The sequence below is a fragment of the Mesorhizobium sp. LCM 4576 genome, assembly GCF_001854815.1.
GTDB classification, from domain to species: Bacteria; Pseudomonadota; Alphaproteobacteria; order Rhizobiales; family Rhizobiaceae; genus Mesorhizobium; species Mesorhizobium plurifarium.
In genome coordinates this window covers 20,005-44,005 of the sequence record NZ_MDDT01000049.1, presented here as the reverse complement: position 1 = coordinate 44,005, position 24,001 = coordinate 20,005, and the positions used below count along the sequence as shown (strand labels likewise).

At 61.7% G+C, this 24,001-nt stretch carries 25 protein-coding genes and 1 pseudogene; 20 read left to right on the top strand and 6 right to left on the bottom strand.

Annotation, left to right across the window (positions count from 1 at the left end; genetic code table 11):
- Positions 1-246 precede the first annotated feature (246 nt).
- Both LCM4576_RS24915 and LCM4576_RS24910 read left to right on the top strand, forming a co-directional pair.
- Entirely contained in the window at positions 247-1,371 is a 1,125-nt protein-coding gene (locus tag LCM4576_RS24915; RefSeq protein ID WP_157901234.1) for a PLP-dependent aminotransferase family protein, read from the top strand.
- Between the two features lie 41 nt (positions 1,372-1,412).
- Positions 1,413-2,234 (top strand): class I SAM-dependent methyltransferase, encoded by an 822-nt coding sequence (locus LCM4576_RS24910; RefSeq protein WP_157901233.1) that lies wholly within the window; start codon positions 1,413-1,415, stop codon positions 2,232-2,234.
- 93 nt (positions 2,235-2,327) lie between these two features.
- Here LCM4576_RS24910 and LCM4576_RS24905 read toward each other — a convergent pair whose 3' ends face one another.
- The 5 genes from LCM4576_RS24905 to LCM4576_RS24885 all read right to left on the bottom strand — a co-directional run bounded on the left by LCM4576_RS24905 (position 2,328) and on the right by LCM4576_RS24885 (position 7,412).
- Positions 2,328-3,092, bottom strand: a complete 765-nt coding sequence (locus LCM4576_RS24905) for an HpcH/HpaI aldolase/citrate lyase family protein (RefSeq protein ID WP_071035162.1) — start codon at positions 3,090-3,092, stop codon at positions 2,328-2,330.
- Between the two features lie 42 nt (positions 3,093-3,134).
- On the bottom strand, positions 3,135-4,403 hold the full coding sequence (locus tag LCM4576_RS24900) for an extracellular solute-binding protein (protein ID WP_071035161.1): 1,269 nt from the start codon (positions 4,401-4,403) through the stop codon (positions 3,135-3,137).
- A gap of 32 nt (positions 4,404-4,435) precedes the next feature.
- Positions 4,436-5,272 (bottom strand): carbohydrate ABC transporter permease, encoded by an 837-nt coding sequence (locus tag LCM4576_RS24895; RefSeq protein ID WP_071035160.1) that lies wholly within the window; start codon positions 5,270-5,272, stop codon positions 4,436-4,438.
- The gene (locus tag LCM4576_RS24890) at positions 5,269-6,126 is read right to left on the bottom strand and encodes a carbohydrate ABC transporter permease (protein WP_244510913.1); all 858 of its coding nucleotides are present in this window, start codon (positions 6,124-6,126) and stop codon (positions 5,269-5,271) included. The genes LCM4576_RS24895 and LCM4576_RS24890 overlap by 4 nt, the downstream gene beginning before the upstream one ends.
- A 110-nt stretch (positions 6,127-6,236) precedes the next feature.
- Complete coding sequence (locus LCM4576_RS24885; RefSeq protein ID WP_071035158.1) at positions 6,237-7,412, bottom strand: ABC transporter ATP-binding protein; 1,176 nt, start codon at positions 7,410-7,412, stop codon at positions 6,237-6,239.
- A gap of 392 nt (positions 7,413-7,804) precedes the next feature.
- Here LCM4576_RS24885 and LCM4576_RS24880 point away from each other — a divergent pair, with 392 nt between their 5' ends.
- The 7 genes from LCM4576_RS24880 (at position 7,805) to LCM4576_RS24850 (ending at position 12,959) form a co-directional block, all read left to right on the top strand.
- A complete protein-coding gene (locus tag LCM4576_RS24880) occupies positions 7,805-8,713 on the top strand; it encodes a LysR family transcriptional regulator (protein ID WP_071035192.1) in 909 nt (302 codons plus the stop codon).
- Between the two features lie 39 nt (positions 8,714-8,752).
- On the top strand, positions 8,753-9,751 hold the full coding sequence (locus tag LCM4576_RS24875) for a phosphonopyruvate hydrolase (protein WP_244510910.1): 999 nt from the start codon (positions 8,753-8,755) through the stop codon (positions 9,749-9,751).
- A 360-nt stretch (positions 9,752-10,111) separates the two neighbouring features.
- Entirely contained in the window at positions 10,112-10,360 is a 249-nt protein-coding gene (locus LCM4576_RS24870) for a hypothetical protein (RefSeq protein WP_071035157.1), read from the top strand.
- Positions 10,361-10,670: 310 nt separating this feature from the next.
- Positions 10,671-11,399, top strand: coding sequence for a LuxR family transcriptional regulator (locus LCM4576_RS24860; protein WP_071035154.1), 729 nt, complete (start codon positions 10,671-10,673; stop codon positions 11,397-11,399).
- An 87-nt stretch (positions 11,400-11,486) separates the two neighbouring features.
- On the top strand, positions 11,487-12,155 hold the full coding sequence (locus LCM4576_RS24855; RefSeq protein ID WP_071035152.1) for an acyl-homoserine-lactone synthase: 669 nt from the start codon (positions 11,487-11,489) through the stop codon (positions 12,153-12,155).
- Entirely contained in the window at positions 12,155-12,406 is a 252-nt protein-coding gene (locus LCM4576_RS37325; protein ID WP_244510909.1) for a transcriptional regulator domain-containing protein, read from the top strand. Before LCM4576_RS24855 ends, LCM4576_RS37325 begins: the two co-directional genes overlap by 1 nt.
- 37 nt (positions 12,407-12,443) lie before the next feature.
- A complete protein-coding gene (locus LCM4576_RS24850; RefSeq protein ID WP_244510908.1) occupies positions 12,444-12,959 on the top strand; it encodes a DNA -binding domain-containing protein in 516 nt (171 codons plus the stop codon).
- 24 nt (positions 12,960-12,983) lie between these two features.
- Here LCM4576_RS24850 and LCM4576_RS24845 read toward each other — a convergent pair whose 3' ends face one another.
- Positions 12,984-13,250 carry a DNA -binding domain-containing protein gene (locus LCM4576_RS24845; protein WP_041005752.1) on the bottom strand — a complete coding sequence of 89 codons (267 nt, stop codon included), beginning with the start codon at positions 13,248-13,250 and terminating at the stop codon, positions 12,984-12,986.
- Positions 13,251-13,371: 121 nt separating this feature from the next.
- Between LCM4576_RS24845 and LCM4576_RS24840 the strand changes: the two genes are divergently transcribed.
- From LCM4576_RS24840 to LCM4576_RS24790, 11 genes and pseudogenes are all read left to right on the top strand, one after another.
- Positions 13,372-13,584, top strand: coding sequence for a helix-turn-helix transcriptional regulator (locus LCM4576_RS24840; RefSeq protein WP_040972971.1), 213 nt, complete (start codon positions 13,372-13,374; stop codon positions 13,582-13,584).
- Between the two features lie 394 nt (positions 13,585-13,978).
- Entirely contained in the window at positions 13,979-14,941 is a 963-nt protein-coding gene (locus tag LCM4576_RS24835; protein WP_071035150.1) for an ArdC family protein, read from the top strand.
- 143 nt (positions 14,942-15,084) lie between these two features.
- A complete protein-coding gene (locus tag LCM4576_RS24830) occupies positions 15,085-15,492 on the top strand; it encodes a DUF2958 domain-containing protein (RefSeq protein ID WP_042643741.1) in 408 nt (135 codons plus the stop codon).
- Positions 15,493-15,579: 87 nt separating this feature from the next.
- A complete protein-coding gene (locus tag LCM4576_RS24825) occupies positions 15,580-17,310 on the top strand; it encodes a ParB/RepB/Spo0J family partition protein (RefSeq protein ID WP_071035149.1) in 1,731 nt (576 codons plus the stop codon).
- Between the two features lie 539 nt (positions 17,311-17,849).
- The gene (locus LCM4576_RS24820) at positions 17,850-18,173 is read left to right on the top strand and encodes a DUF736 domain-containing protein (protein WP_041006985.1); all 324 of its coding nucleotides are present in this window, start codon (positions 17,850-17,852) and stop codon (positions 18,171-18,173) included.
- 156 nt (positions 18,174-18,329) lie between these two features.
- Positions 18,330-18,575, top strand: coding sequence for an AlpA family transcriptional regulator (locus LCM4576_RS24815; RefSeq protein WP_071035148.1), 246 nt, complete (start codon positions 18,330-18,332; stop codon positions 18,573-18,575).
- Entirely contained in the window at positions 18,572-19,120 is a 549-nt protein-coding gene (locus tag LCM4576_RS24810; protein ID WP_071035146.1) for a S26 family signal peptidase, read from the top strand. The genes LCM4576_RS24815 and LCM4576_RS24810 overlap by 4 nt, the downstream gene beginning before the upstream one ends.
- Positions 19,108-19,794, top strand: a complete 687-nt coding sequence (locus tag LCM4576_RS24805) for a lytic transglycosylase domain-containing protein (protein WP_071035144.1) — start codon at positions 19,108-19,110, stop codon at positions 19,792-19,794. The genes LCM4576_RS24810 and LCM4576_RS24805 overlap by 13 nt, the downstream gene beginning before the upstream one ends.
- 188 nt (positions 19,795-19,982) lie before the next feature.
- On the top strand, positions 19,983-21,950 hold the full coding sequence (gene rlxS / locus LCM4576_RS24800) for a relaxase/mobilization nuclease RlxS (RefSeq protein ID WP_071035142.1): 1,968 nt from the start codon (positions 19,983-19,985) through the stop codon (positions 21,948-21,950).
- Positions 21,951-22,104: 154 nt separating this feature from the next.
- A complete protein-coding gene (locus tag LCM4576_RS24795) occupies positions 22,105-23,112 on the top strand; it encodes a DUF1403 family protein (RefSeq protein WP_244510907.1) in 1,008 nt (335 codons plus the stop codon).
- A 2-nt stretch (positions 23,113-23,114) separates the two neighbouring features.
- Positions 23,115-23,739, top strand: a pseudogene (locus tag LCM4576_RS24790) (SMC-Scp complex subunit ScpB).
- Positions 23,740-24,001 lie beyond the last annotated feature (262 nt).

Below are 24,001 nucleotides of genomic sequence, written 5' to 3'. Positions count from 1 at the left end.
CCGACGTGCCCTCTGTGTCCGGGCGACCGTGCTCAGCCATTGCGGCAGGGCGAGGTAGGGCTGAACAATCGATAAGCCATGTCAAATCGCGCTTTGTTTCCTCATTCGTCCATCGCCCAGTTGCATGATGCAGCTTCGCGTTTGGCTCTGTCGCTCCCGAGGTCGCGCGCCGTTCGCAACAACGACAGCCACGACCTCAATTTTCTTGGCCCCTTGTCGGCACCCACGAAAACCAGGGAGCGCCTCATGAGCCGTCCCCAAACCAGCGCAATCGATCTTTCTACCGCGCTRCCGCCGTGCCCATCTTTTCTGGGAGAGGCTTTGTCTCGATCCCTCATCGAACTGGCCTCGCAATCGCAGCTCCACTGGCGGATCCGCAAGAATCGGCCCGGTGGAGAGGAACGCGATCGCCAGATCGGCTCCATATGGATAAGCCCGCGCGTCGGTGAGATCCTCCCCGCCGATCGCATCCTGGTGACCAACGGCACCCAAAACGCGCTCGTCGTCATACTGCGGCACTTGTGCAAACCGGGTGACGTCATTGTGGCCGAAAAGCTGGCTTATCTTCTGATACGCCCGATAGCCTTGTCGCTCGGCCTTATCGTGATTGGTGTCGAAATGGACGCGGAAGGGGTCGACCCGGCCGCGCTCGAGGCTGTATGCCGGCGAGCCAGTCCCAAACTTCTCTACTGCACCCCGACAGTCCAGAATCCCACCACGGCAGTCATGTCACAAAGTCGGCGAGCCGAAATTGTCCGCGTGGCGCGAACGCACAACATTGCGATCATCGAAGACGATGTGCTCGGCCGTCTCCATCCGGAAGCACCACCATCTCTGTACGCCCACGCCCCGGATACCACCTGGTATATTATGAGCGTTTCCAAGTGTTTCGCCATGGGCCTCAGATTGGCCTATCTGGCGCTGCCCGAGGGCCTCGCGGCGGCCAATGTATTGAGGCCGCATCTAAGGTCGTCGTCGATGTTTGCCAACTCTTTGTCCTGCGAGCTCGTTGCGCACTGGATCGAAGGGGACAACGCTCGGCAAATCGTCGACACCGCGCGTGTCGAAGTCACGGCAAGGCAACAATTGGCCCTGCAGCATCTTGGCCGATCCGGGGCCAAAACCGTGCCGGGGGCTTTGCACTTGTGGATAGAACTTCCTGCCAAGGCGAGCTGTGACGCAGTCGTCGARGCCGCTCTGGCTGCTGGCGTCCAGATTAGATCCGCCAGGGTTTTTTCGGTGGACGATCAGCCACCTCCCAATGCGATCCGCGTGGCGATTACAGGTCCCCAGGATCACGCGCAGCTTCATGCCGGTTTGTCGATCGTCGCGGAAATCCTTTCCGCCCATCTCTCACACGACCCACCATGAAAACGGAAACAGTCGATCCATCAAGACAAGGAATACCGGAAATGAGCACAACAGACCGTCAAATAATGACCACCGCGCCTGCGGATCTGTTTGCGGGAGCCGCTTACTATTTTGCGCGCTACCAAGCAGACTATCCAGCCGCGATGTTCGATTTCTTGACACAAAATTACCTTTCCGGCCGAGAGCCGGCCGTCTTGCTCGATCTTGGCTGTGGAACGGGCCAGATCAGTGTTCMGCTTGCTCGATTTGCCGATGAAGTCATCGCCGTCGACCCCGATCAAGGCATGATCGATGAGGCGCGCCAATACGCCGCCAGATCCGGCGCTCGCAACGTCTCCTTCGTGACCGGAAAATCCGAGGAGCTTGGCTTGGACATCGGCCCGGCTTCACTGGTCACGATAGCGGGCGCGTTCCATTGGATGGATCGGGAGCGGGTCGTGAAGTACCTTGAGAAGGTGGCGGGGCACGACTGTGCTATCGCTGTCATTTCGAGGCAGCGTTCGAACTGTTCACCCGATGATTGGTGGTTGGAACAACTCGCCTACACCGAGGCTTTCTGGGGCGGTTTCTTTCCGGCGGGGAGGGAAGGTATCCGACCTGCCCTGAATGAATCGAATGATGTCATCCTTGCCCGTTCCGCCTTCAGCGACATTCAGGACAAAAGCTTTCCCTACGAACATCATTGGGATCTGGATTCGCTCGTCGGCTATATCTTGTCTACATCCAAGGCTTGCCCCGGGGTACTCGGCGACCGACGGCCGGTATTCGAGGATGGCTTGCGGTCCCGGCTCTCGGCGATGTCGCCTACCGGGACCTTCATCGAGCRCGGCGTCGCTTCTTTGCTCTTGGCAGCGCGGCCATAACGAGCAGTGTCTCGCCCGTATATGGCACGGATCATCTCAACCTCGTTCAGCCTGTCGCGCCGAGGCTTGGCGGGACATGCTGAACGGCTGACATTATGCAGAAACCGCTTCCAGTTTGTATGGCAACTGCTTCAAACGACCATGGAACTCACGAGCGCCATAGCTCAACATATGGTTCGCATGATCATAAACGAGCCGAACGCCCTTATCGACGAAGGACCCCACGTCGCTATGGTTGACGAGCGTGCCGCAGACCTTGCCTGCGTCCACTATCGTTTTGATCGCACGATCGACGACTTCTGCAACGGCTTGCGGCTTGTTGCCTTGCTGCCATTCGTAGGTGATGGGCTGAGCGCCGATCGTGAGGGCTAGGTCCCCAGGAGCAACCAAATAGGCGTCGACGCCTTCGACGGCCATGATTTGCGGCAAGTTGTTGACTGCCTCGATGGTCTCAATCATCAGGATAAGCAACCGGTCCTGGTGATCGAATGGCGCGGAGAACCTGAACCGGTCCACGATGCTCTGGGCTACTTTCGCGTCCGACACCAGCGGGATCATCAGACCGTCGACGCCGCATTCGAGATACTTGGTCACCATCCATGGCGAGGGATCTTCCGGCCGCAGGATCGAAACGGCTCCGGACAGACTCGCGGCGCGCGCCATCTCTTCCACCCGTTCCGGACCGGCCGAACCGTGTTCACAGTCGATGAGGACGGCATCGAACCCGCATTCAACCAATTTTTCCACCAGGCTGGGCGACGGATGACTGGAGTGTACCAGGGTGCCGATGCCCCCGGAGCGGAGTTTTTCTTTTAGCGCGCGAGAGGCCGACAAGTCACGCTTTAGGAATGATGCCATTGATAACACCTTTGATTGAGAAGTGGCTGGGGTCAGGATCGGTCAATGCAATGGCAAGAGATCGGAGACGTCACGTCCCATCTGCTCCAGTGCCTGCTTGGGTGCGACTTTCAGCAAAACCACCGACGCCAAGTGGTTCTTTATCACGGTGGTGATCTTGACTGAGTTCTCGCCCGGGAACRCTTCCCATGGTCCCATCACCGACAACGCCGGGATCAGCGCCTGGAGGTTGGGACGCGATGCATAATATTGCCGCAGCGCTTCGGTGCTGAGCGCGAGATCGTTGGCTGGGAGATAAGCCGTGCGCGTCGCCACGATCGTCTGCCCCGCGACACCTGAAGCAAACTTCATGAACTCCCATGCCTTTTGTCGCTGCTCCGGATCCTTGGAGAACATGATGCTGATGGGGCCGGCGGYGGGCAGGTGACCGGCTTCATTCGCAACCGGGAACGGCCGCATCGCAATTTGAAACTGTCCTTCGGCGCGTTTGGCGATAGCCGCGTAACTGCTGCTTGACGTACACAGGATGCCAATCTGACCCGCGGAAAATGCCTGTCGTGCCTGGTCGCGTGACATGTCCGCTCGCGCTTGTCCGCATGCGCCGAAATCCCGCAAAATTCCAAGGGCGGCGAGCCCTTCGGGCCCGACAAATCCGACGTTCTGTCCGTCATCGGCCAAGATGCGGCCGCCAAACCCATTCAAGAGACAATGGAACGTCCAGTTGCCGCCGTTGTCGTACTCCATAAACGCGCCCACGACCTGGCCTTTGCCCATGGCATCGAGTTTGCGGCCCAGCGCCGTGATTGCTTCCCAGGAGTCCGGCGGCTCGCTGACGCCAATTCGCTTCAAGAGGTCGAGATTATAGAGGATCACCGGCATCGAGACCGCAAAGCCAAGGCCATGCATGCTTGCTCCAAAGCGGCCGATTCGTGTCACGGCCGGTGAGAAACTTTGTCCCCAGCCGGCTTCGTTGCGCTGATAATCATCCAGGCTTTGCGCAAGCTTTCTGTCGGCGAATACACGAAGACAGTTCGGACTGATGAACAGGATGTCTGGCAGTTCCCCAATCATTGCCGAGCGCAGCACGGTTGTGATGGCGRTCTCATCCTCTCGAATCGAGGTGTCTATGTTCAACRCAACGTCATGTCCCGCCTGATAAGCAGCTCCCAGCGCCGAATACATGTCGGCGAATATGGAGGGGAGCGCGACTACGCGCAGCGCATCCGAGGGCGCCGCGCGCGCGAGAGACCCCGTGGTAAGGAAGATGGACGATGAACCGGCGAGAAAATGGCGCCGCGTGATTTCGAACATTGGTCGATCCTCATTTTATTTGTGAGCTGCGTTCATTTCACAGACCCACCAGTCATTCCCTCCACGAACCACTTCTGCGCGGCCAGGAATGCGATGAGCAATGGGGCGACGACCAGTGTCGATGCGGCCATCAATGGGCCGTAGTCATTCCCGGCCTCTTCGTTCTTGAAAGCCATGATCCCGAGCGGCGCAGGCATCAGGTTGCCGTCGCGCACCRCAATCAGCGGCCAGAAAAGATCGTTCCAGTGGGYTACAACCGAGAAGATGRAAAACGCGATGACGGCAGGCAGCGCCATCGGCACCATGATTTTCCAGACGATGGCAAGTTCGCACAGGCCATCGAGCCGAGCCGCGTGGACAATGTCGTTCGGGATCTTCTTGAAGAATTGGCGGAAGAGAAAAATACCGAACGGTGAGACGACGTATGGAATAACCAGGGCCAGGTACGTGTTCAGGATGTCGAGCTTGTAGCAGAGGATGAACAAGGGAAGGGACAGCACCTGGTGGGGCAGAAACAGCCCGACGAGAACCATGGCGAAAATGAAATCGCGACCCCAGAACTTGAGCTTGGCCAGAGCGTAAGCCGCCGGCGCGCACACGAGAATTTGTGCTGCCAGGATCAGAGCGCAGACAAGCAGGCCGTTGCCCATGTAGCGCGGCAGAGGCACCGAAGTGATCGCCTTGGCGTAATTGTCGACACCATAAAATTGCGCCGGAAGGACCGAGAAGGTCGCACGAAAAATCTCACCAGGCGATTTGAGCGACAGGCTGACCATCCAAATGAAGGGTACGAGAATGAATGCGGACGTGAGGACCAGCACGCCGTGGCGCAGGATGGCGGCCGCAGGAGAAAGGCGGATCGCGCTCATTGATAGTGTACCCGTTTGTCCATGCGACCTACCTGGAGCAGGGTCAGCGCCACGACGATTGCGAGAAAGACGATGGCGACCGCGGCGCCATAGCCGGCGCGCAAATATTCAAAACTTTCCCGGTAGATCGTGTAGAGCAGCATTTCCGAGGAGTGGCCCGGGCCGCCTTGGGTCAGGATCTGGACCGTGTCGAAGGTTTCGAAAGCTCTAAGCGCCACAACGATGACGACGAACATGGACACCGGTCCAAGCATTGGAATGGTGACGGTCCGCAGGCGATCGAGCCAGTGATCGGCCCCGTCAACCTCAGCGGCGTCGTATAAATCAAGCGGGATCGACTTCAGCCCCGCCATGAAGAGCACCATGGCGTAACCGAGATTCTGCCAGATGCCGATAACGGCGAGAACAGGCAGGGCCGTCGTTTCATCGCGCAGCCAGTTGGCGACAGGTAAACCAAGGGCCGCGAGGCTGTGGTTGATCAGGCCGATGGTKGGATGCAGCAAGGCCTCCCACGAGATCGCCATTGCAGTTGCCGTGGCCATGAAGGGCAAGAAATGAACCGCTCGATAAAGAGCGCGGCACGAATGGCTGCTCTCTATGAGCAGCGCGATCAAAAGTCCTGCAAGGACGGTTCCCGGAACAACCATCACTGCATAAACGACAGTGTTGATCAGCGACGCTCGAAAACCCTCGTCAAAGATGACTTCGCGGAAGTTTGCGAGACCGACGAAGGAAAGCGAGCTGGCGCCGAACTGCCAGTCGCTGAAGGCTATGACAAAAACGCCGATAACGGGCAGGAAGAACAGAACGACCAGAAAGATGAGAGCAGGCGCAATAAGTGCCCAACCCCACATTGCCTCGTGCAACGAGTGTCTTCGTGGCAGCGAGACGCGCGACGATAGCGTCCCCACGACCGCTTCCGCGGGCTGCGCAAGCCGACTGACAGCAGGTAGGCTTGCGCTCATCAGGCCCATTCCCTGGCTGGCGTGGACGAGTGAGCGCTCGAGACGTCTCGCGCGCGAACCCGACGACCGTCGCGGTTGAAGACGAGCAGCTGGTCCGATCTGACTGAGACATRCAGCGTCTGTCCGGCCACAATATGGGGTGCGCGATCAGCGGAAAGCCTGGCTATCAACGGTTGCTCGAGGYCGGACGGGTCGAAATAGACGAACAAATCGGAGCCCATATGCTCGACCATGCGTACCGTGCCGGTGATCACCCCCGGACCGGAATGTTCAGCAAACTGGAAAGCCTCTGGGCGGATGCCGACAGTGAATTTGGACCCCGGTGCTATCTCGCAAGCAACCGAAAGGGCGGAGCCCRCAAGATCGACCAAGCCAGGTTCGCGCATTGTTGCGTCCACCATGTTGATCTTTGGCGATCCGAGGAACTCGGCCACGCGTATGTCGTTCGGGTCGGCATAGATCTCCTGCGGCGGGGCAACTTGCAACATCTCACCGTCGCGCATCACAACGACACGATCAGACATCGTCATCGCTTCCGCCTGGTCGTGCGTCACATAGACAAATGTCACCCCAAGGCGCCTGTGCAGGTCCTTGATCTCGGCACGCATTTGGACCCTCAGCTTGGCGTCGAGATTGCTGAGCGGCTCGTCCATCAAAAACACGGCAGGATGGCGCACCATGGCGCGACCGACCGCGACCCGCTGACGTTGTCCGCCGGACAGTTGTCCCGGTTTGCGATTGAGCAGATGCGCAATTCCGAGCGCTTCGGCGGTACGAAAAACCTCCATCTCGATCCCGCTTATCACCGGCCCGGAGCCTGGTAGCCATCGGCCGATGAGCGGCAGGCGCTGCGCGCGGCTCAGCCGTCGCATTCGCAACGGCAGGGCGATGTTCGCGGCGACACTCATATGCGGGTAAAGCGCATAGGATTGGAACACCATCGCCACGTCGCGACGCTTCGGGCGTACTCCATCCACCACACGACCGCCAATCTCGATGCTGCCCGTGTCCTGGACCTCGAGCCCGGCCAGTATGCGCAACAATGTCGATTTTCCGCATCCCGACGGGCCGAGCAGGGTCAGGAACTCGCCATCCGCAATCGAGAGCGAAACGTCATGCAGCACCCTTGTGGCCCCGAACGACTTGCGAATATTTCTTATGATAATCCCACTCACGCAGCGGCCTCCTCATTCCTCACGCAAGCGACGACTCGGCCAACTGACCTCGTCGCCGCGCACCTCGGATGGCAAAGGACGCAGCGCTCAAGCGGTCTGATAGACCAGCTGTCAAACGTGCCCAACGCAAGACGATTGGGTAGCCTGCGCCAGAATTGACGGCGACACGCAATGCGAGCTGTTGGCTCACATTGCACAAAGCAATAAGTAAGAAAGCCATGTCTATTGAGCGGAAATGTCATGCACCCATCCTGGGGCCAGAACTCATGGCTACGCGGTACCGCCGGGACACGACAGTCCGGTGACAAATATCGAATAATGTGATGGATGGTCTCAGTTTGGAGATGAATTGCCGTAAGGGATCAGCCCTCCARCTCTTTCCGGAGCTACCGATGACGAGCGAAGACGAAGCAGTGCCTTTGAACGCAATCCGCGCTTTCGTAACGATCGTGCGCGAAGGAAGCCTGACGCGGGCAGCCAACGCATTAGGCACGACGCAGAGCTCCGTCAGCCGCTACCTAGCCGTTCTGGAAGGATATCTCGGGACAGACTTGATGGAACGGCGGGGCAGGCGAAGCGAACTGACCGAGTTTGGAAGATTATTCGCCAACACTGTCTCCGAGCCGCTCGATACAGTGTGCTTCACCGCTCAAAGAATGCGGCGGCGGACGCGGCCGAACGCCAACCGGATTGTCGTGCGCACGTCACTTTCGACCTTTGYCTATTCATTCTTGATCCCAAATCTTCAGGCATTCTCCACCGAAATGGGCGGCGTGATGGTTGACGTGATCAGTTCGCTTTCGCTRCCGACATCCACCGACGATTTCGACATCTTGATTACACGCGACCTTTCGGTCGTCGAACCTGCCGATCATTGGGAGATCTATAACGAGCAACTCGTGTGTGTGGGCCCTCCAAATCACATAGCAGGCAAAAGTCTTTCGGTCGTTCGCACCATGCCGATGATCAACGTCACATCTCGTCCCGACATACTCCCCACCTGGCTGCGAGGGATGAATCTGACGTCAAGGGATATCAAGTCGGGCGCGCGATACGATCACAATTACCTTGCGCTGCCTGCCGTCATGACAGGAAAAAGCCTTCTGGTAGCGCCCGAGATCATCGTCAGTGACCTGGTGCGCACTGGCGCTTTGAATGTGGTGCCGGGTTCGCTTACGCCAAGCGGAATGCAATACCGCGCCTATGCGGTCGACCGCTCCGACAATCCCGAACTCGCTCGCGCCTTTTGCCGGTGGTTGGCTCGACTGTGTAAAAAGGCGGCGATTTCGGAGGCTCGTTAACATCGCATTCGGCTATGGAAAGGTCTCAAAAATCGATCAATGCGTTTGATTGCCAACGACGTCGCCCAATACAGGAGGCAGTCATTCGATCATTCGTCGATTCCAGAGGCGCSCAAGATGCTGCAAACTGGTCAAAGCCCCAAGCACATCTCCCGAGCCTCCATGCTGACGAGCAGGGCATCTCTGCGAGCCCATGTCTGCGCCGGCCGTCTGGCCCACGTCATGGCGGCGCACAGTCCCTTGTCGGCAATCCTGGCCGAGGAAGCAGGCTTCCATGGCATCTGGGCCTCCGGTTTCGAACTTTCCGCTCTTTATGGACTGCCCGATGCAAGCCTTGTCTCCATGACGCGGCACCTCGACATGGTCCGTTCGATGGCCGAGCAGTCATCGCTGCCGATCATAGCTGATATCGACACGGGCTTCGGCAACGCCATCAACGTGATCTACGCCATCCAGCAATATGAGCGTGCGGGCGCCGCCGCGGTCGTCATTGAAGACAAAGCCTTTCCAAAGGTGACGAGCCTCCTGGCAGATGGTCGCCAGGAACTCATCCGGACCGAGGAATTCGTGGGAAAAATTCGGGCGGCCGTCGCCACGCGCRCAGACGCGGACTTCCTCGTCATTGCGCGCACCGAAGCGCTGATCGCCGGACTGGGCGAAGCCGAGGCCTTGAAGCGGGCCAGGGCGTATGAAGAAGCTGGCGCCGACATGATCTTGATCCACTCCAAGCGCAAGATGCCCGACGAGGTGGAAAGTTTTGTACGAGCATGGCGCGGCGAAGCTCCGATAGTCATCGTGCCGACGGCCTATCCGGAAATGAACGAGTCGCGCATCCGCGCCCTCGGCAAGATTGCGATGGTGATCTATGGCAATCATGCCATTCGGGCAGCGGTCACCGCCATGAAGGACGTCTTTGCCCGCATCCGCGCCGACGGCGGTATTCACCGCATCGACCCCGAAATCGTGTCCGTTGAGGAAATCTTCCGACTGCAGAAAATGGACGCCGTCAAAGCGAACGAGAATCGGTTTCTGTGGTGACCTCACCAGGGCTACTTTCAAAATGCGGACCATCGAAAACAGGTCTGAGGATGACCTCCTGATGCAGCCAAGTTCGTCCGTTTCTGCATCTTCGGTGTCGGGTTCGAGGTGCCGAGCTCATTTCGGTTTTCGGTTCGCAATGCGGGCGCTGAGCCTTAGGCGCCCGCGCGTCTCTCGTGGCACGATTTTTCAATTGGATGGCGTGCGGCCGAGATTGTTGTCTTTCGATCCATGGAGCTCAGGCTGCTGCATGGTTCCGCCGCTTCGTGCGAGCAGGCGCCGCTTGGCCTGCTACTTTTCGCGCGCCGTATGCGTCGCAAGGCGCTTTGTGGCAAATGAGGAAATGGAGGTTTCGCCGAATTGGAAATTTTCGAAAATCTTGAAGCGTTGATCGATGCGCCGGGCGCGGAAACGGTCAATGAGGCACGCTCAATGCTGCGTCAGTTCGAGTCGGTCGTGACTGCCGACGCGATCCACCAATTCTTGCTGGATCTGATGACCCTGGTGTTTGTGGTGGACGCCGCTCCTCAAAATTATCACCCGCCGGTGCGCAAGCTCGTCAAGGTCCGGCTGGCAATGCTCAAGATGCTTGGCGAAGCCTCGGTGTGAACATCGGCCAAGCAAGCCTGTCGCGTGGCGCAAGCGCTATCAGCCGGATGGCGAAACGGCTGAATATCCGTCGCGGCTGCACGTTGAATGGCGCGTGCCGCGGATCCGGTGCTCATCGCCTGTCGGTTCGAATTGGATGCTGAAGAGACTCGAATCGCTGCTCTCGTTGGAATGCCAGCCGGAAGGTGACGGATTGGCGATCGCGTAACGCGCCGTGCCGGCGAACTTCGCCATGYCACCTTGGCAAGCTGCCCGCAGGCTTGCGCGACTGCGAATGCCGCGCGGCGGAAGGGTCTGGGGACGACTAGGCATGCAATATGTCTTCGAGACCTTCCTGGAGCAGCTTTCGGAAAGCGTCGATGAGACGGATTTCCGCGACGCGATGGCGCGTGCTGCCGCGGCATTCGATCTCGTCAAATTCGCTTATCTGTGCCTGCCGCCACAGGCGCCGGGAAAGCCAAGGCTGATCTCGAACTATCCGCCACGCTGGACCGCTCATTACCTGAGCAACCATTATCACGCCATCGATCCGGTGATCGCGCGGGCGCAGGCCGGCCAATGCCCGTTTCTGTGGGGGCTTCACTACAGCCGAACCGCCGGCATGTCGGATTTCGAGCAGAAGCTCTTCGACGAGGCGGYCGCGTTCGGCATCCGCTGCGGTTTGACAATCCCGATCCTCGACAAGCGGGGCAACGTCGCCGCCATGAGCTTTGCCGCCGACGGGCTCGATCCGGCGCTTCTGCGGGTGGCCGAGCGCTACCAAGAGGCGTTTCGCTTCATGGCGACATGCTTTCATATCTGCGTCCGCCGCAAGCTCTCGGCCGATCGGGTGGTCAACGGCGTGCAGCTGACGCCGCGCGAATATGAATGCCTGGAATGGGCCGCGCAGGGCAAATCCGCACCCGACATCGCCTCGATTGTTGGCATCAGGCGCCGCACCGCCTCTTTTCACCTGGAGAACGCCAGAAGGAAGCTTGGGGTGCGCACCCGCATGCAGGCTGTGGCGCAATTCTCAGCCGCCAGAACGGGCCTCGGCTAACCAGCCACCTGTACCGCTGTACAGGCTGCTTCGGCCTGACGCYTGGCCTCCAATGGCAGGGTCAATCCTGCCAGGAGGCCGATAATCATGCTGCAGCTCATTGCTCCCGAATGGTACGGCGATTTCGCCGACGAGCTCCACGAAATGYACCGTCTGCGCCACCGTGTCTTCAAGCAGCGGCTTGACTGGGACGTCGACACCAGCGGCGGCTATGAGATCGATCGCTTCGACGCGCTGAAACCGCACTATCTGGTGCTGCGCGGTGCAGGCGGTGAAGTCTGCGGCTGCGTGCGCCTGCTTGCCTCGACCRGGCCGACCATGCTTGGCGATATCTTTCCGGCCCTGCTCGACGGACAGCCGACGCCGCAGGATTCAAGGATCTGGGAAAGCAGTCGTTTCGCGCTCGACCTGCCGCCGTCGGCCGCCAAGGGATCAGGTGGCATCGCTGTCGGCACCTACGCGCTCTTCGCAGGCATGATCGAGTTCGGCCTGTGGCGAGGACTGAGCCGCATCGTCACCGTCACCGACCTGCGCATGGAGCGCATCCTGCGCCGTGCCGATTGGCCGCTCGAGCGGCTTGGCGAGCCGCGCGCGATCGGCCCCACCAAARCCCTGGCCGGTTACCTCGAGGTCTCAAGCGAGCGCCTCGATGCCGTTCGCCGCAATGGCGGCCTTGCCGGTCCGGTGCTGTGGGCGCCGGTCAATCCACGAGGCCACATGATGGCTTCGCTTCATGCTTCGGGCGGAAATACCTGATGAGYCTGCCAGAACCTGAAGCCGACCGGCCGGACTGGCGCGATGAGCGGTCCTATGACTACACCCTCGAGCTGACGCGACGCGGCTGGGCCTGGGAATTCCYGCGGCGCAATCCGCCCTTCCGRCATGATCTGTCCCACGCATTGGAACGGGCGAGCTCCGTCGATCAGCGGCCGTCGCTCGACGTCATCGTATCCTCCGTCGACCTGTCGCGCTGGGGGCTCTTGTTTCGCGTCCTCGATTCACCGTGACGCAGCCACGTTCTGGTGTCCGAGCCGATGCGCTCAGGTGTTGCCGGTCGTCGCCGAACGGGTGTCCTCCTCGCCGGTGATACCGGCGTTCGAACCGGCGAACCTGCCATGCCGTGCCAGTGTGCTCAGGCTGGTTGACGGCAGTCAACATCTCCTGCTGCACAGCGCCGGCCGGCAGCTTCAGCTCGCCGTCTCGGGGCCAAGTATCCTCGGCCCCGTTGTGTTGCGCACCGATGCGGTCTGGCCGGCCGGTGAGTGGCGGCAACGCCTCTGGGCGCTCAACTGCTTCAATAGCCTCGTTGCAGGGGGRCGCTTGCCGAAAAGACTGTTTGCGCCGGAAGCGCGCGGTCGTCGCCTGCGCTTTGTTCTGCGGGCGCTTGACGGCTCAGTGGCAGGCGCCTCTTACCGAGACATCGCCGAAGCGTTGATTGGTCAGACGCGCGTGCGGGCCGACTGGACGGATCCGCGCGACCATCTGCGCGATCGCATCCGACGTGCCGTGGCACGGGCCCGCATGCTCATGAATGGCGGCTATCTCGGCTTTCTTGCCTGACGTGTCTCGCGCCGTATAAATGCGTCAGCTGGCGAACAGCTCCCTGTAGCCCGTCGTTACCATCCAGTTCGCCCGGTCGAGATGGCTGCGCGCCGCATTGCGGGCGCGTTCTGGTTCGCGCTCCGGATCGATGCCGAGGATCAGATCAGCCATCTCCTCGTAGCTGGCGTCATCGGCGGCGGCATCCAGCAAGCGCATATAGATGGTGAAGTGCTCCTTGTCGTAAGCCGTGAGGCTGTCGGACCACGGCGCTTCATCCGCTACCGGCGCGCTTGAGTGAGGCTGCAACATCGCTGATTCCATCTCCAAGAGTGGCGCGCAAAACCCGTCCGCGAGCGGATTGGGACGCTTGGTGTGGAATACATATTATAGTTGATAAACTCAAGCAGCCTGATCCGATGACTACTCACGCATGGACATGCGTCAGTTGGTCGGTCGGAATGTGATAAGCATCAGGCTGAAGAAAGGTCTGACGCAGGAACAGCTCGCCGAAGTTTCCGGTTTCAGCCAGCAGTATATCAGCGGTCTGGAGAAGGGCCGCCGCAATCCGACGATCGTCACCATCTATGAACTGGCATTGGCGCTTGGCGTCAGCCACATGGATCTGGTTCGTCCCGACAAATAATCGATCTAGCGCGCAAATTGCCGGGCACCTGCGCGCCTGAAGGCGCGCATCGGGTGCTCGTGAACCGAGCCCGCTTGTCTTCGCGTCGCTCGGGCGGTCTCGGCCATTCGGCTTCGCCCCCTGGCGCGGGCAGCCCTTGCGGGCTGTGCCGGTCGCCGCCCAGGGGCGGCGTTGTTTTTTGATTTGGCCTTCCCGGCGGCGCGGTGTGGGCGGCTCTCCCTTCTAGGCCCGCCGCGGCGGCCCGCAACCCTTCGCTCGCGCTCCGGGTCCTCCACTTGCGTTCCGGTCCTTCGGATGCAGGCCGCCTCTGACGGCGGGCCTTTCCGGTCGTTTTCGCCGCCCACCCCGCTTTGCGGGGAAGGGCGCGGCGAGATTGGCGAGCGGAGGTCAAGTCATGCGCAAAACCGGCAAACACAGCGTTAGCGGAGAAGTTGGCGGCAAGAGGAGCGAGCCGCTGAAGCGCAGCCTTTATTCCGAGATCACAGACCGCATCATCGCCGATCTGGAGCGGGGTTGCGTGCCATGGGTGAAGCCTTGGGGCAGCGCCAAGGCCAGCCTTGGCCTGCCGAAGAATGCCGCCACGGGGCGCGGCTACTCCGGCATAAACATCCTGATCCTGTGGGGCGCTGTCATCGAACACGGCTATGCCGGCCAGAACTGGCTCACCTTCCGGCAGGCGCTTTCCCTTGGCGRCAATGTCCGCAAAGGCGAGCACGGCACGACCATCGTGCATGCCGATCGCTTCATCCCGAAAAACGAGAAGGAACGCGCCAAGACGGAAGATACCGAGCCGCAGGCGGTGCCGTTTCTCAAGCGCTTCACCGTCTTCAATGTCGCGCAGTGCGAGGGCCTGCCCGAAGAGCTTTACAGCCAGCCCGAGCCGCTGCCCGAACGCCACATCATCCCGCATGCCGAGGCGCTTGTTCGCAAAACCGGTGCCGATATCCGCATCGGCGGCGAYCGCGCCTTTTACATGCCGTCTGCCGATTTTGTTCAACTGCCGCCGCAGCCGGCGTTCTTCGAGCAGATCAACTATTACCGAACCTGCTTCCACGAGCTTGGCCAYTGGACCGGGCACCCAACGCGGCTTGCGCGTGACCTCTCCGGCTCGTTCGGCACCAAGGCCTATGCCCGCGAGGAACTGGTCGCAGAGATCACGGCTGCCTTTACCTGCTCGAGCCTCGGCATCGAGCCGACCGTGCGTCACGCCGACTACATCGCCTCATGGCTCGAGGTGCTGCGCGAGGACAACCGCGCCATTTTCCGCGCTGCCAGCCTTGCCTCGAAAGCCGCCGATTTCCTGCTGGCCTTCCAGACGGATGCCGAAACCAAGGTGCGGGAAGGGATCGCGGCATGAGCGCTCCCGATCCCGTTGCGCTGCAGAGCGAGCCGGCGCCGGAAGGCGAGCAGATGCTCGATTTCGGCTCTTGGATGAAGCCAAACGAAACCAGCTCGCCTGTTCCGAACCACTTCGACCTGTTCCGACAAGGAAACTTTGCCATGATCCTGATCCCTGACGAATTGCGCGCCCGCCTGCTCGCCAATGGCGCCGCCGAAATCGAAACCGACCATGTTCCGGTCGTCAAATTGTTCAATCCGGTCGGCGCCGCGACTTGGCTTCTGAGCGAACTCGACGCCGACGGCGACACGCTGTTCGGGCTTTGCGATCTCGGCTTCGGCTTCCCGGAACTCGGCAGCGTCAGTCTCGCCGAACTGCAAGCCGTCAAAGGACCGCTTGGCCTCGGCATCGAGCGCGATCTCTATTTTCGTGCGCGGTTTCCGCTCTCGGTCTACGCGGAAGCCGCCCGGATTGCCGGCCACATTACCGAGGCCGAGCGGCTTTTGCGGCAGGCCGCCGCCGCTCTCGAAATCCCCACTCCCGAGCTTCCGCCAGACCGGGCGGAATGACCGCGCCRCCAGGCGCAAACACCCCGCCGCTCGGCCTGCGGCCTCGCGGTGGGGCTTTTAAAAGCCCAGACAAAGGAGAAAGACACAATGCAGCTTGCCCATGTTTCCATCGACCAGTTGAGCGTGTCCGCCATCAACATGCGTCATTCAAAGCGCGCGCCAGACATATCCGACATCCTGCCGTCGGTCAGGGCGCGCGGCGTGCTCGTGCCGCTTCTGATCCGGCCCAATGGCACGCCCGACAGCTTCGAAATCGTCGCCGGGCGCCGGCGCTATTTCGCAGCCAAGACGGTCRCCGACGAGCGCGGCGAGGCCGAACCRCTGCCCTGCGCCATCATGGAGGATGGCGACGACGCCGACGCGCTGGAGGCTTCGCTCATCGAGAACATCGCGCGGCTCGACCCCGATGAAGTCTCGCAGTGGGAGACCTTTACGCGCCTAATCAAGGAGGGGAGGGRCATCGCCGACATTGCCGCCACCTTCGGCCTCACCGAGCCGCAGGTGAAGCGCATTCTGRCGCTCGGCGACCTGTTGCCGAAGATACGCGAAGCCTACCGCCGCGAGGACATCGACACCGAAACGGTGCGCCATCTCACCATGGCTTCCAAGGCGCAGCAGAAGGACTGGCTGGCGCTCTTTTGCGATCCCGAGCAACGTGCCCCGCGCGGCTGGCAATTGAAGCAATGGCTGTTCGGCGGCCAGTCGATCTCGACCAAGGTAGCGCTGTTTCCAATCGATGACTATGGCGGCCTGATCGTCTCCGACCTATTCGGCGAGGGCAGTTTTTTCGCCGATGCCGACCTCTTCTGGCACAAACAGAACGAGGCGATTGCCGCCAAGCGTGACGCCTATATCGAAGCCGGTTGGTCCGAGGTGGTCGCGCTCGAACCCGGCCAGTATTTCCATTCGTGGGACTACGAAAAGACGCCCAAGAAGAAGGGCGGCAAGGTGATCATCACCGTCTCGCAGCGCGGCGAGGTGGAATGTCATGAGGGCTATCTGTCGCGCAAGCAAGCGCGCCGCGTCCGCGCAGAAGGCGAGTTTGGTGAGGAAGCCGAACCGCGTGCCAAACCGTCGCGTCCCGAGTTGAGCGGGCCGATGCAGAACTATGTCGATCTGCACCGTCACGCCGCCGTGCGCACCGCCTTGCTCGATCATCCGGGCGTCGCGCTACGGGTAATGGTGGCGCATGCGATTGTCGGCTCCAGCCTGTGGCAGGTGCATCCCGATCCGCAGCGYGCGGCCAACGAAACGGTGGCCGCCAGCATCGCCGCTTGCAAGGCCGAAGCCGTCTTCGGTGAGAAGCAACGCGAGGTTCTGACCCTGCTCGGTTCTGTCGATGAGGATGGTCCGGTGACCGGTGGCAATGGCGACGACTTCGCGCTGGCCAGCGTCTTCGCCMGTCTGCTGGCACTCCCTAACGACGATGTCTTGCGCGTTCTGGCGCTGGTCATGGCCGAGACGCTTTGCACGGGCAGCGCGATTGTCGAAGCGCTCGGCAATCATCTTGGCCTCGACATGCGCGGCCATTGGCAGGCCGACGATGCCTTCTTCGAGCTGTTGCGCGACAGGCAAGTCGCCACCGAAATCCTCGCCGATGTCGGCGGCAGGCTCGTCGCCGATAGCAATTCCTCGGAAAAGGTGAAGACGCAAAAGAAGATCATTCGCGACTTCCTTTGCGGCGAAAACGGCAGGCAAAAAGTCGACGGCTGGCTGCCGCGCTGGATGGCATTCCCGGTATCGGGCTATACGAACCGTGGCGGTTTGCGCACCGCCGATCAGTGGGCGAAGGTCCAGACGCTGTTCGTGTCGGAATGATCCTCGCATGGCGGGCGGCGACGTTTTCTGGCGTCGCCGCTCGCGCCAACCGGGCAGCATTTATCGCTCGGCAAAGTCTCCTGTAGACCGCAGCGCCGGTCAGGTTTCAGCCGCGCGCACCGGCCGACGGAATTTCGAAACCACCCGGCCCGGTGGTGGCAATCTGGCGCTTTTCTCCCTGGCACGATAACGCTGGCACGGCGCTGGAGCGTTCCGCAAACCTGTCCTCGGCCAACTCCTGCCTGGCTACCGCGAGCGCGTCTTCGCGACCATCTCCAATGCTTGGCACCCAGGACCATTCCCCTGCCGCTGGCTTGATGACCTATGGGCGGATCCGGCCCGCCCGAAACCCTCGGCCAGCAGCTTTTTTCCCCGCCGCCTGCGGCGGCTCCTCGCGCCCGCTTCGCTTCAAAAAAGCTGCCCGCTCGGGTCCTGCGCTGCCGCTGCGGCCCTTTGGGTTCAGCCGGGCCAGACGCGCCCATTACGGTCCGCCATCGCAGGGGAATGGTCCCCGGCGACAAGCAAAAGGAGACTTTCAAATGACCGCGATCGGATACGTTACCAAGCAGGACAACGGCAGCTACAAGGGCCAGCTCAAGACGCTCAGCGTCCGCGCCGAGATCGCCATCGTGCCCAACCAGTCAAAGACCTCCGACACCCATCCCGACTTTAGGGTGCTCACGCAAGGCGTCGAGGTCGGTGCCGGCTGGATCAGGATCGGCGAGGCATCCGGCAAGGACTATGTGAGCCTGTCGATCGCAGCACCGGAGTTCGGCCCGAGAAAACTCTACGCCAATCTCGGCCGCGCCGCCGGCCAGGATGACGACGACACCTTCGCCATCATCTGGAACCCGGCCGACTGACGCAWCGGGCCCCCGCGCCACCGGCGCGGGGGCTCTTTCAGCCGAACTGAGCCAGCCGGCAGCGGCGAAAACTCGCCGTTGACTCTTCGCCCGTCCCGCAAGCGCTCTCGCTCGCCGATCCTCGCCGCAGTCTCCAATCGGCAAACGAGGATCATCATGGACGACGAAAACGAACGCGCCGCCCGCGCCAAGAAGGGCAGTCCCTTCCTCAACACAGCGCAGGCCGCCTTCTATATCGGGCTGTCGCAACGCACCTTGGAAAAGATGCGGCTCAAKGGCGGCGGCCCGCAATTTCGCAAGCACGGCCGCTTCGTCCGCTACCACATCGACGAGCTCGACGCCTGGTCGAAAGGCCAGCCGAAGGGCTCCGACGCCGATGACAATCGCGGAGGCCGGCCATGAACGCGCGGCCTTCTCTTCATCTGATCGGCAGCCGTTTGCGGCGAGTTCCCGCGCGCAAGACGCTTGCCGCGGCAAGCATCGGACTTGGCCTGATCGGCTTCACCGCTTTCGTCAAGCCGACGCCCGTACTGGTCTGGAATGCCTCGGCCAGCGCGCCAATCGGGCTCTATGGCCTTGGCCTCGGTGCCRCTCGCGTCGGCGATTTCGTGCTTGTCCGCTTGCCCAAAATGGCCGCTCACCTCGCCGACCAGCGCGGCTATCTGCCTCGCAACGTGCCGCTGGTGAAGCGTATCGCCGCACTGCCGCACGAGCATGTCTGCGCCTTCAATGACGCCATCATCATCGGCGGCAAGATCGTGACACGCCGCGTTCCGGTCGACACACAAGGCCGAACCTTGCCTTGGTGGAACGAATGCCGGGCACTCACCGGTGACGAGGTTTTCCTGATCAATGGCGAGGCTCCCGGCTCCTTCGACAGCCRGTATTTCGGGCCGGTGCCGGCCGCCAATATCGTTGGGAGGCTCGTGCCGCTATGGACCGAGTGACCCTCCTGATTTTGGGCATGGTGTCGATTGCACCATGCGCCTGTTCCGCCGCGACCGGCGCTGAGCCGGCCGTCATCTCCCAAGGTCCGCAGCTGACAAGATGGCAAGAGTTCGTTGCCGAGGCAAGCCAGCGCTTCAGTGTTCCACAGTCCTGGATTTATGCCGTCATGAATGCCGAAAGCCGTGGGCAGACCATGCTCAACRGTCGGCCGATCACTTCACGAGCCGGTGCGATTGGGCTGATGCAGGTGATGCCCGGCACCTATGAGGAACTGCACGTCGAGCATGATCTCGGAGCCGATCCGCACGATCCGCGCGACAATATTCTGGCCGGTACAGCCTACCTGCGCGCTATGTATGATCGCTTCGGCTTCCCCGGGCTGTTCGCAGCCTACAACGCCGGGCCGGATCGATATAAGGCGCATCTGGAACGCGGGAAGYCGCTGCCGAGAGAGACAGTCTTATATCTGAAACAGCTTAAGGCGGCGGGTGTTTCGGCGGCCGCCATGGATCAGTTCAAGAGCAAATCTCGGCCGCCAAAAGCGCCGAAAATCTCCTTGGGGCGCGAATTGTTTTTCCTGAGGGATGGAGTTTCGGCAGGYGGTTCGAGTGGCGGAATTCTGGTGCCGCTCGGGTCTCAGCCAGGTGGGTCAGCGCGGCCGGACGGCAGATGAGGGCAAGGTGCCGGGGCGGGGCGGGTGGGGGCGAGGGGCTGGGTTGAGGGAAGGCAAGATAAAGGCACCGCCTCCGAGAGGCGGCTAAGTCTTTGTCTGCACATCGTTTCTCCCGGAGGCTCCATCCAGCGCCTGGAGGGTATCTCACGCAAGTCTTTGATTTGGCTGCAAATCCGCAAGAGGCTCCGATGCAGGATGATGAATTCAGGCCGAGGCTCGGCAGGATCGGATCGCGCGGTTCGAAGGCCGGCAAACGCTATGCCGGTCAGCTCCGCGCCGCGGTCAACCGCGCCGGCGGCAAGGCCACGCGTGGTGGCCGCTTCACCGGAAGCCRCATGGGGCGCGGTGGCGCCGCTGCCGCGGTCCTCAGATCGCGCGATCGCCATGCGGCTTTTCGGCAGCGCCGTGTCGTCGTTAAGGCGCGCCTCGTCAAGCTGGTCGGCAAGGGGATCGACGGAGCGCGTGCGCACCTGCGCTATCTCCAGCGCGATGGCGTCACTCGGCAAGGKGAGCCCGGCGAGCTCTACGGTGCCGACAGTGACCGCGTCGATGGCAAGGCGTTCATCGATCGTGCCGCCGGTGACAGGCACCAGTTCCGCTTCATCGTCGCACCCGAAGACGGCATCGAGTACAGCGATCTCAAACGACTCACGCGGCGGCTGATGGCGCAGATGCAAGAGGACCTCGGCACCAGGCTCGACTGGGTCGCCGTCGACCATTTCAACACCGGCCATCCGCACACGCACATCATCGTTCGCGGCAAGGACGACCGCGGCGAGAATCTCGTCATCGCGCGCGACTACATCTCCTCCGGTTTACGGGAGCGCGCGGCTGAGCTGGTCAGCCTCGATCTTGGCCCGCGCACCGATCGCGAGATCGAGCAGCGCCTGCGCCGGGAGATGKAGCAGGAACGCTTAACCAGTGTCGACCGRCAACTGCTGCGAATGCGCGATAGCGAAGGGCTTGTTGCGCCGGACGGACGGGATGCTTTTCGCCAGACACTGCATCAGGGCCGCCTTCGCAAGCTTGAGCGAATGGGTCTTGCAGCGGAGGTCGGCTCCGGCCGCTGGCGCCTGGACGATGAGCTCGAAGCAACGCTGCGTCGCTTGGCCGAGCGCGGCGATGTCATCAAGACGATGCATCGCGAATTGACGAGCAAGGGACTCGCGCGCAGTGCCGCCGACGTGCTCGTCCACGACGCAGGACAGAATACCGAGCCTGTTGTCGGCCGCGTGGTCGCGCGCGGGCTGGCAGACGAAATCAATGACCGGCACTATCTTATCGTCGACGGCATTGACGGCAAAAGCCACTACATTGACATCGGCAAAGGCGAGGCCACTGAACCGATGCCCGACGGCTGTATCGTCCGTGTCATGCCTCGGAACACCGAGCCCAGACAGATCGACCGGGCTATCGCCGACATCGCCGCGGCGAATGGCGGGCACTACAACATCGATATTCATCTGAGGCAGGACCCTTCCGTGACCGAACGCTTCGCCGAAACGCATGTCCGAAGGCTAGAGGCGATCCGGCGAGTAACGGGCGGCGTCGAGCGCCAGCCGGACGGCACCTGGATCATTGGGCCAGACCATCTGGAGCGCGTTGCGCACTACGAGGGTCAGCGGGCGAGGGCCGAGCCCGTTGTCCTCGACAAGCTGTCGTCAATGCCGCTGGAGAAGCAGGTCGGTTTCGACGGCRCCACCTGGCTGGACCGAGAATTGGTTTCCAATGAACCGGCGCCGTTGCGCGACTCCGGCTTTGGCCGCGAGGTGCGGGAAGCGCAAACCCGGCGGCAGCAGTGGCTCGTTGCTCAAGGAGTCGCGCACGAAGAGCAGGGCCGGATCGTCTATCGCGCAGATATGATTTCGATATTGCGTCAGCGTGAGCTGAACCGGATTGCCGGCCAGCTTTCGAGCGAGCTCGGGCTCTCGTATTTCGACGTGAAGCCTGGAGATCGGTTGGAAGGCAAGATGMTCCGGTCGGTCGAGCTCGCCAGCGGGAAATACGCCGTCATTGAAAAGTCGCGTGAGTTCACTCTCGTGCCGTGGCGGCCAGTGCTTGACCGACATGTCGGAAAGGAGATCTCCGGGATCATGGGCGGGGAGGGGATTTCATGGACCATCGGTCGGCAAAGAAGCGGGCCGAGTGTTTCGTGACCTAATTGCACGAGACGCCGGCTGCGGTTGTCAACAGGGTGCAGTCAGGGGAAGAAGTTAGCCGACTGATCTAATTAGACCGGATCTACGCCTAGGTAAACGACTGATAAGGCAACATTATCATTCGTTTTGTCGCGCCGACAAGCTGTGCGTTTTGYGGCGAAAATCATCGCCAAAACCGCACGGCCGCCTTACCCTCCAAACACATGATTCGCCTCGATCCGCAAACGCCAGTCACGCTACGCCGCCGGCCGTTCCGGCTTGGGCGCTCGCAAACGGCAGCGCGCCGAGCGACGGCGACGCCGCCTTCCAGGCCGGCGCCGCGTTGGCTGTGCTTGACACGCTTGCCCGCGCGCAACCCAGCTGGGCCGGCGCCTGGCGCCAGCGGCTGGTGTTCAACTGCGCCGCCGCCAGCATGCGGCTCGCCGGCCGCGCCGAGGATGAAGCCGCCTTGCGCGATGCCTGGCAGCTTTGCCCTGCCGGCACCGCTCCCGGTCCCGCCGGCGCCATTTTTGGCGCCTGGCGCCAGCTGGCGCTGCAGCCGCCGGCGGTCAGCGCCGATCGGCTGGCAAAAGTGGCCGAGATGCTCGGGCTCGCCTGCGACGACGAGGCGCTAGCCGACCTGTGCACGCAGATCGAGCACGTGGCGGCGGCGCGGCGGCCGGCGCCGTTCGCCGCGGCGGCGATCGCCGCCCGCGTCGTCGCCATGCGGCCCGATGCCGAGATGTTCGCATGGTGGCTGGCCGATCTGGTGCTGGCGCAAAGCCTGCGCTGGCCGCGGCCGCTGCCGCTGTTGATGACCCAGGCTTTTGGCCCGGCCTTCCGCACCGAKGGTGGCGGCGGCAAGCGGATCCGACCGGGCGAAAAAGGTTTCGAGCGCGCGGTCTGCGTCGCGTTGGTGCAAGCGGCGGCGGAGGCCTGTCGGTTGGCCGCCGAGTTGTCGCGCCGCGCCGAAAAACTCCTGGCGGTTGCGCCAAGACTGYGCGCGAAAGGCGCCGGCGACGTGATTTTCTTGCTCCTGAATGAAGATGCCGTCGCGGGATCGCTGACGACCAAAAACCTGTCGCGCTTTGCGGCGCGGCGCCTGTTCGAGCGCCTGCACCAGCTCGATGTCGTGCGCGAGTTGTCGGGCCGAACCAGCTTTCGACTGTTTGGGCTCTAGCGATGGCCGAGGCCGCCCGATCCGAACGCCCGGGGGGCAAGGATGAAGTCCAGCGACTGCTGGTCGACACCGAGCTTGAGCACCTGCCGCCAGAACTGCGCTGGCGCGAGTGGATGGGCCGGGTCGATGCAGTAATTTTGCCGCCAGCGAGCCGGTGCCGCGCGAGGTGCTGGCGCGCGCCGTCGGCAAAAGCTGCAATCTCGAGCTGGTCATCGACGACATTCGCGCCGAAGTCGCCGGTCGCCCCTACGAGCTGGTCGCGATCACCGGCGGCTGGCAGCACCGGACCAAGAAGGCTTTTGGCGACGTCATCTGTGCATTGCCTATTTCCAGCCGATCACGCGCTGCGAGCTGTCGAGCTTCTTCGGCAAGGAGGTGTCGCGCGATCTGATCGGCGTGCTGCGCGCACAGGACCTCATCGCCTCCGGGCCGCGCAGCCCGCAACCGGGCGCGCCCTACACCCATGTGACGACGAGGAATTTCCTGTCGCAGTCCGAGCTCGAAACGCTGCGCCTGCTGCCCGATTTCGAGGCGCTCGAGGATGCAGGGTTGCTGTCGAAGGAGAAGCTGCTGGCGGGCGACATTGTGCCCGAGCTTACCGATGCGGGTGACGAACAAGTTGAGTAAAGATGGGGCGCGAAGAACCTTTGCGATGGACATCTCGACAGTCAGTGGAGATCTCCTCAAGCGTACCGGYGACGTAGGCAAGAATTCGCGGACCTACGCTGCCGTGCATGTCGTCGGAGGGAGCAGCGTTGCTTCCTATGCTTTCCCGCGCGCATCCTATGAATTTCAACTGGTGGCCGAAACCCTTCCCGCCCCAGGCAAGACGGTTAAGCCTCATTACGTTCCGAGCTGAAGGGGCGCATCCGCACAGTTCGCCTGCGGA

Coding starts and splice junctions, on each gene's coding strand:
- LCM4576_RS24905 (WP_071035162.1), bottom strand. CDS start 3,092: ATGGCATCATTCCTAAAGCGTGACTTGTCGGCCTCTCGCGCGCTAAAA.
- LCM4576_RS24845 (WP_041005752.1), bottom strand. CDS start 13,250: ATGTTGCAGCCTCACTCAAGCGCGCCGGTAGCGGATGAAGCGCCGTGG.
- LCM4576_RS24840 (WP_040972971.1), top strand. CDS start 13,372: ATGGACATGCGTCAGTTGGTCGGTCGGAATGTGATAAGCATCAGGCTG.
- LCM4576_RS24830 (WP_042643741.1), top strand. CDS start 15,085: ATGATCCTGATCCCTGACGAATTGCGCGCCCGCCTGCTCGCCAATGGC.
- LCM4576_RS24820 (WP_041006985.1), top strand. CDS start 17,850: ATGACCGCGATCGGATACGTTACCAAGCAGGACAACGGCAGCTACAAG.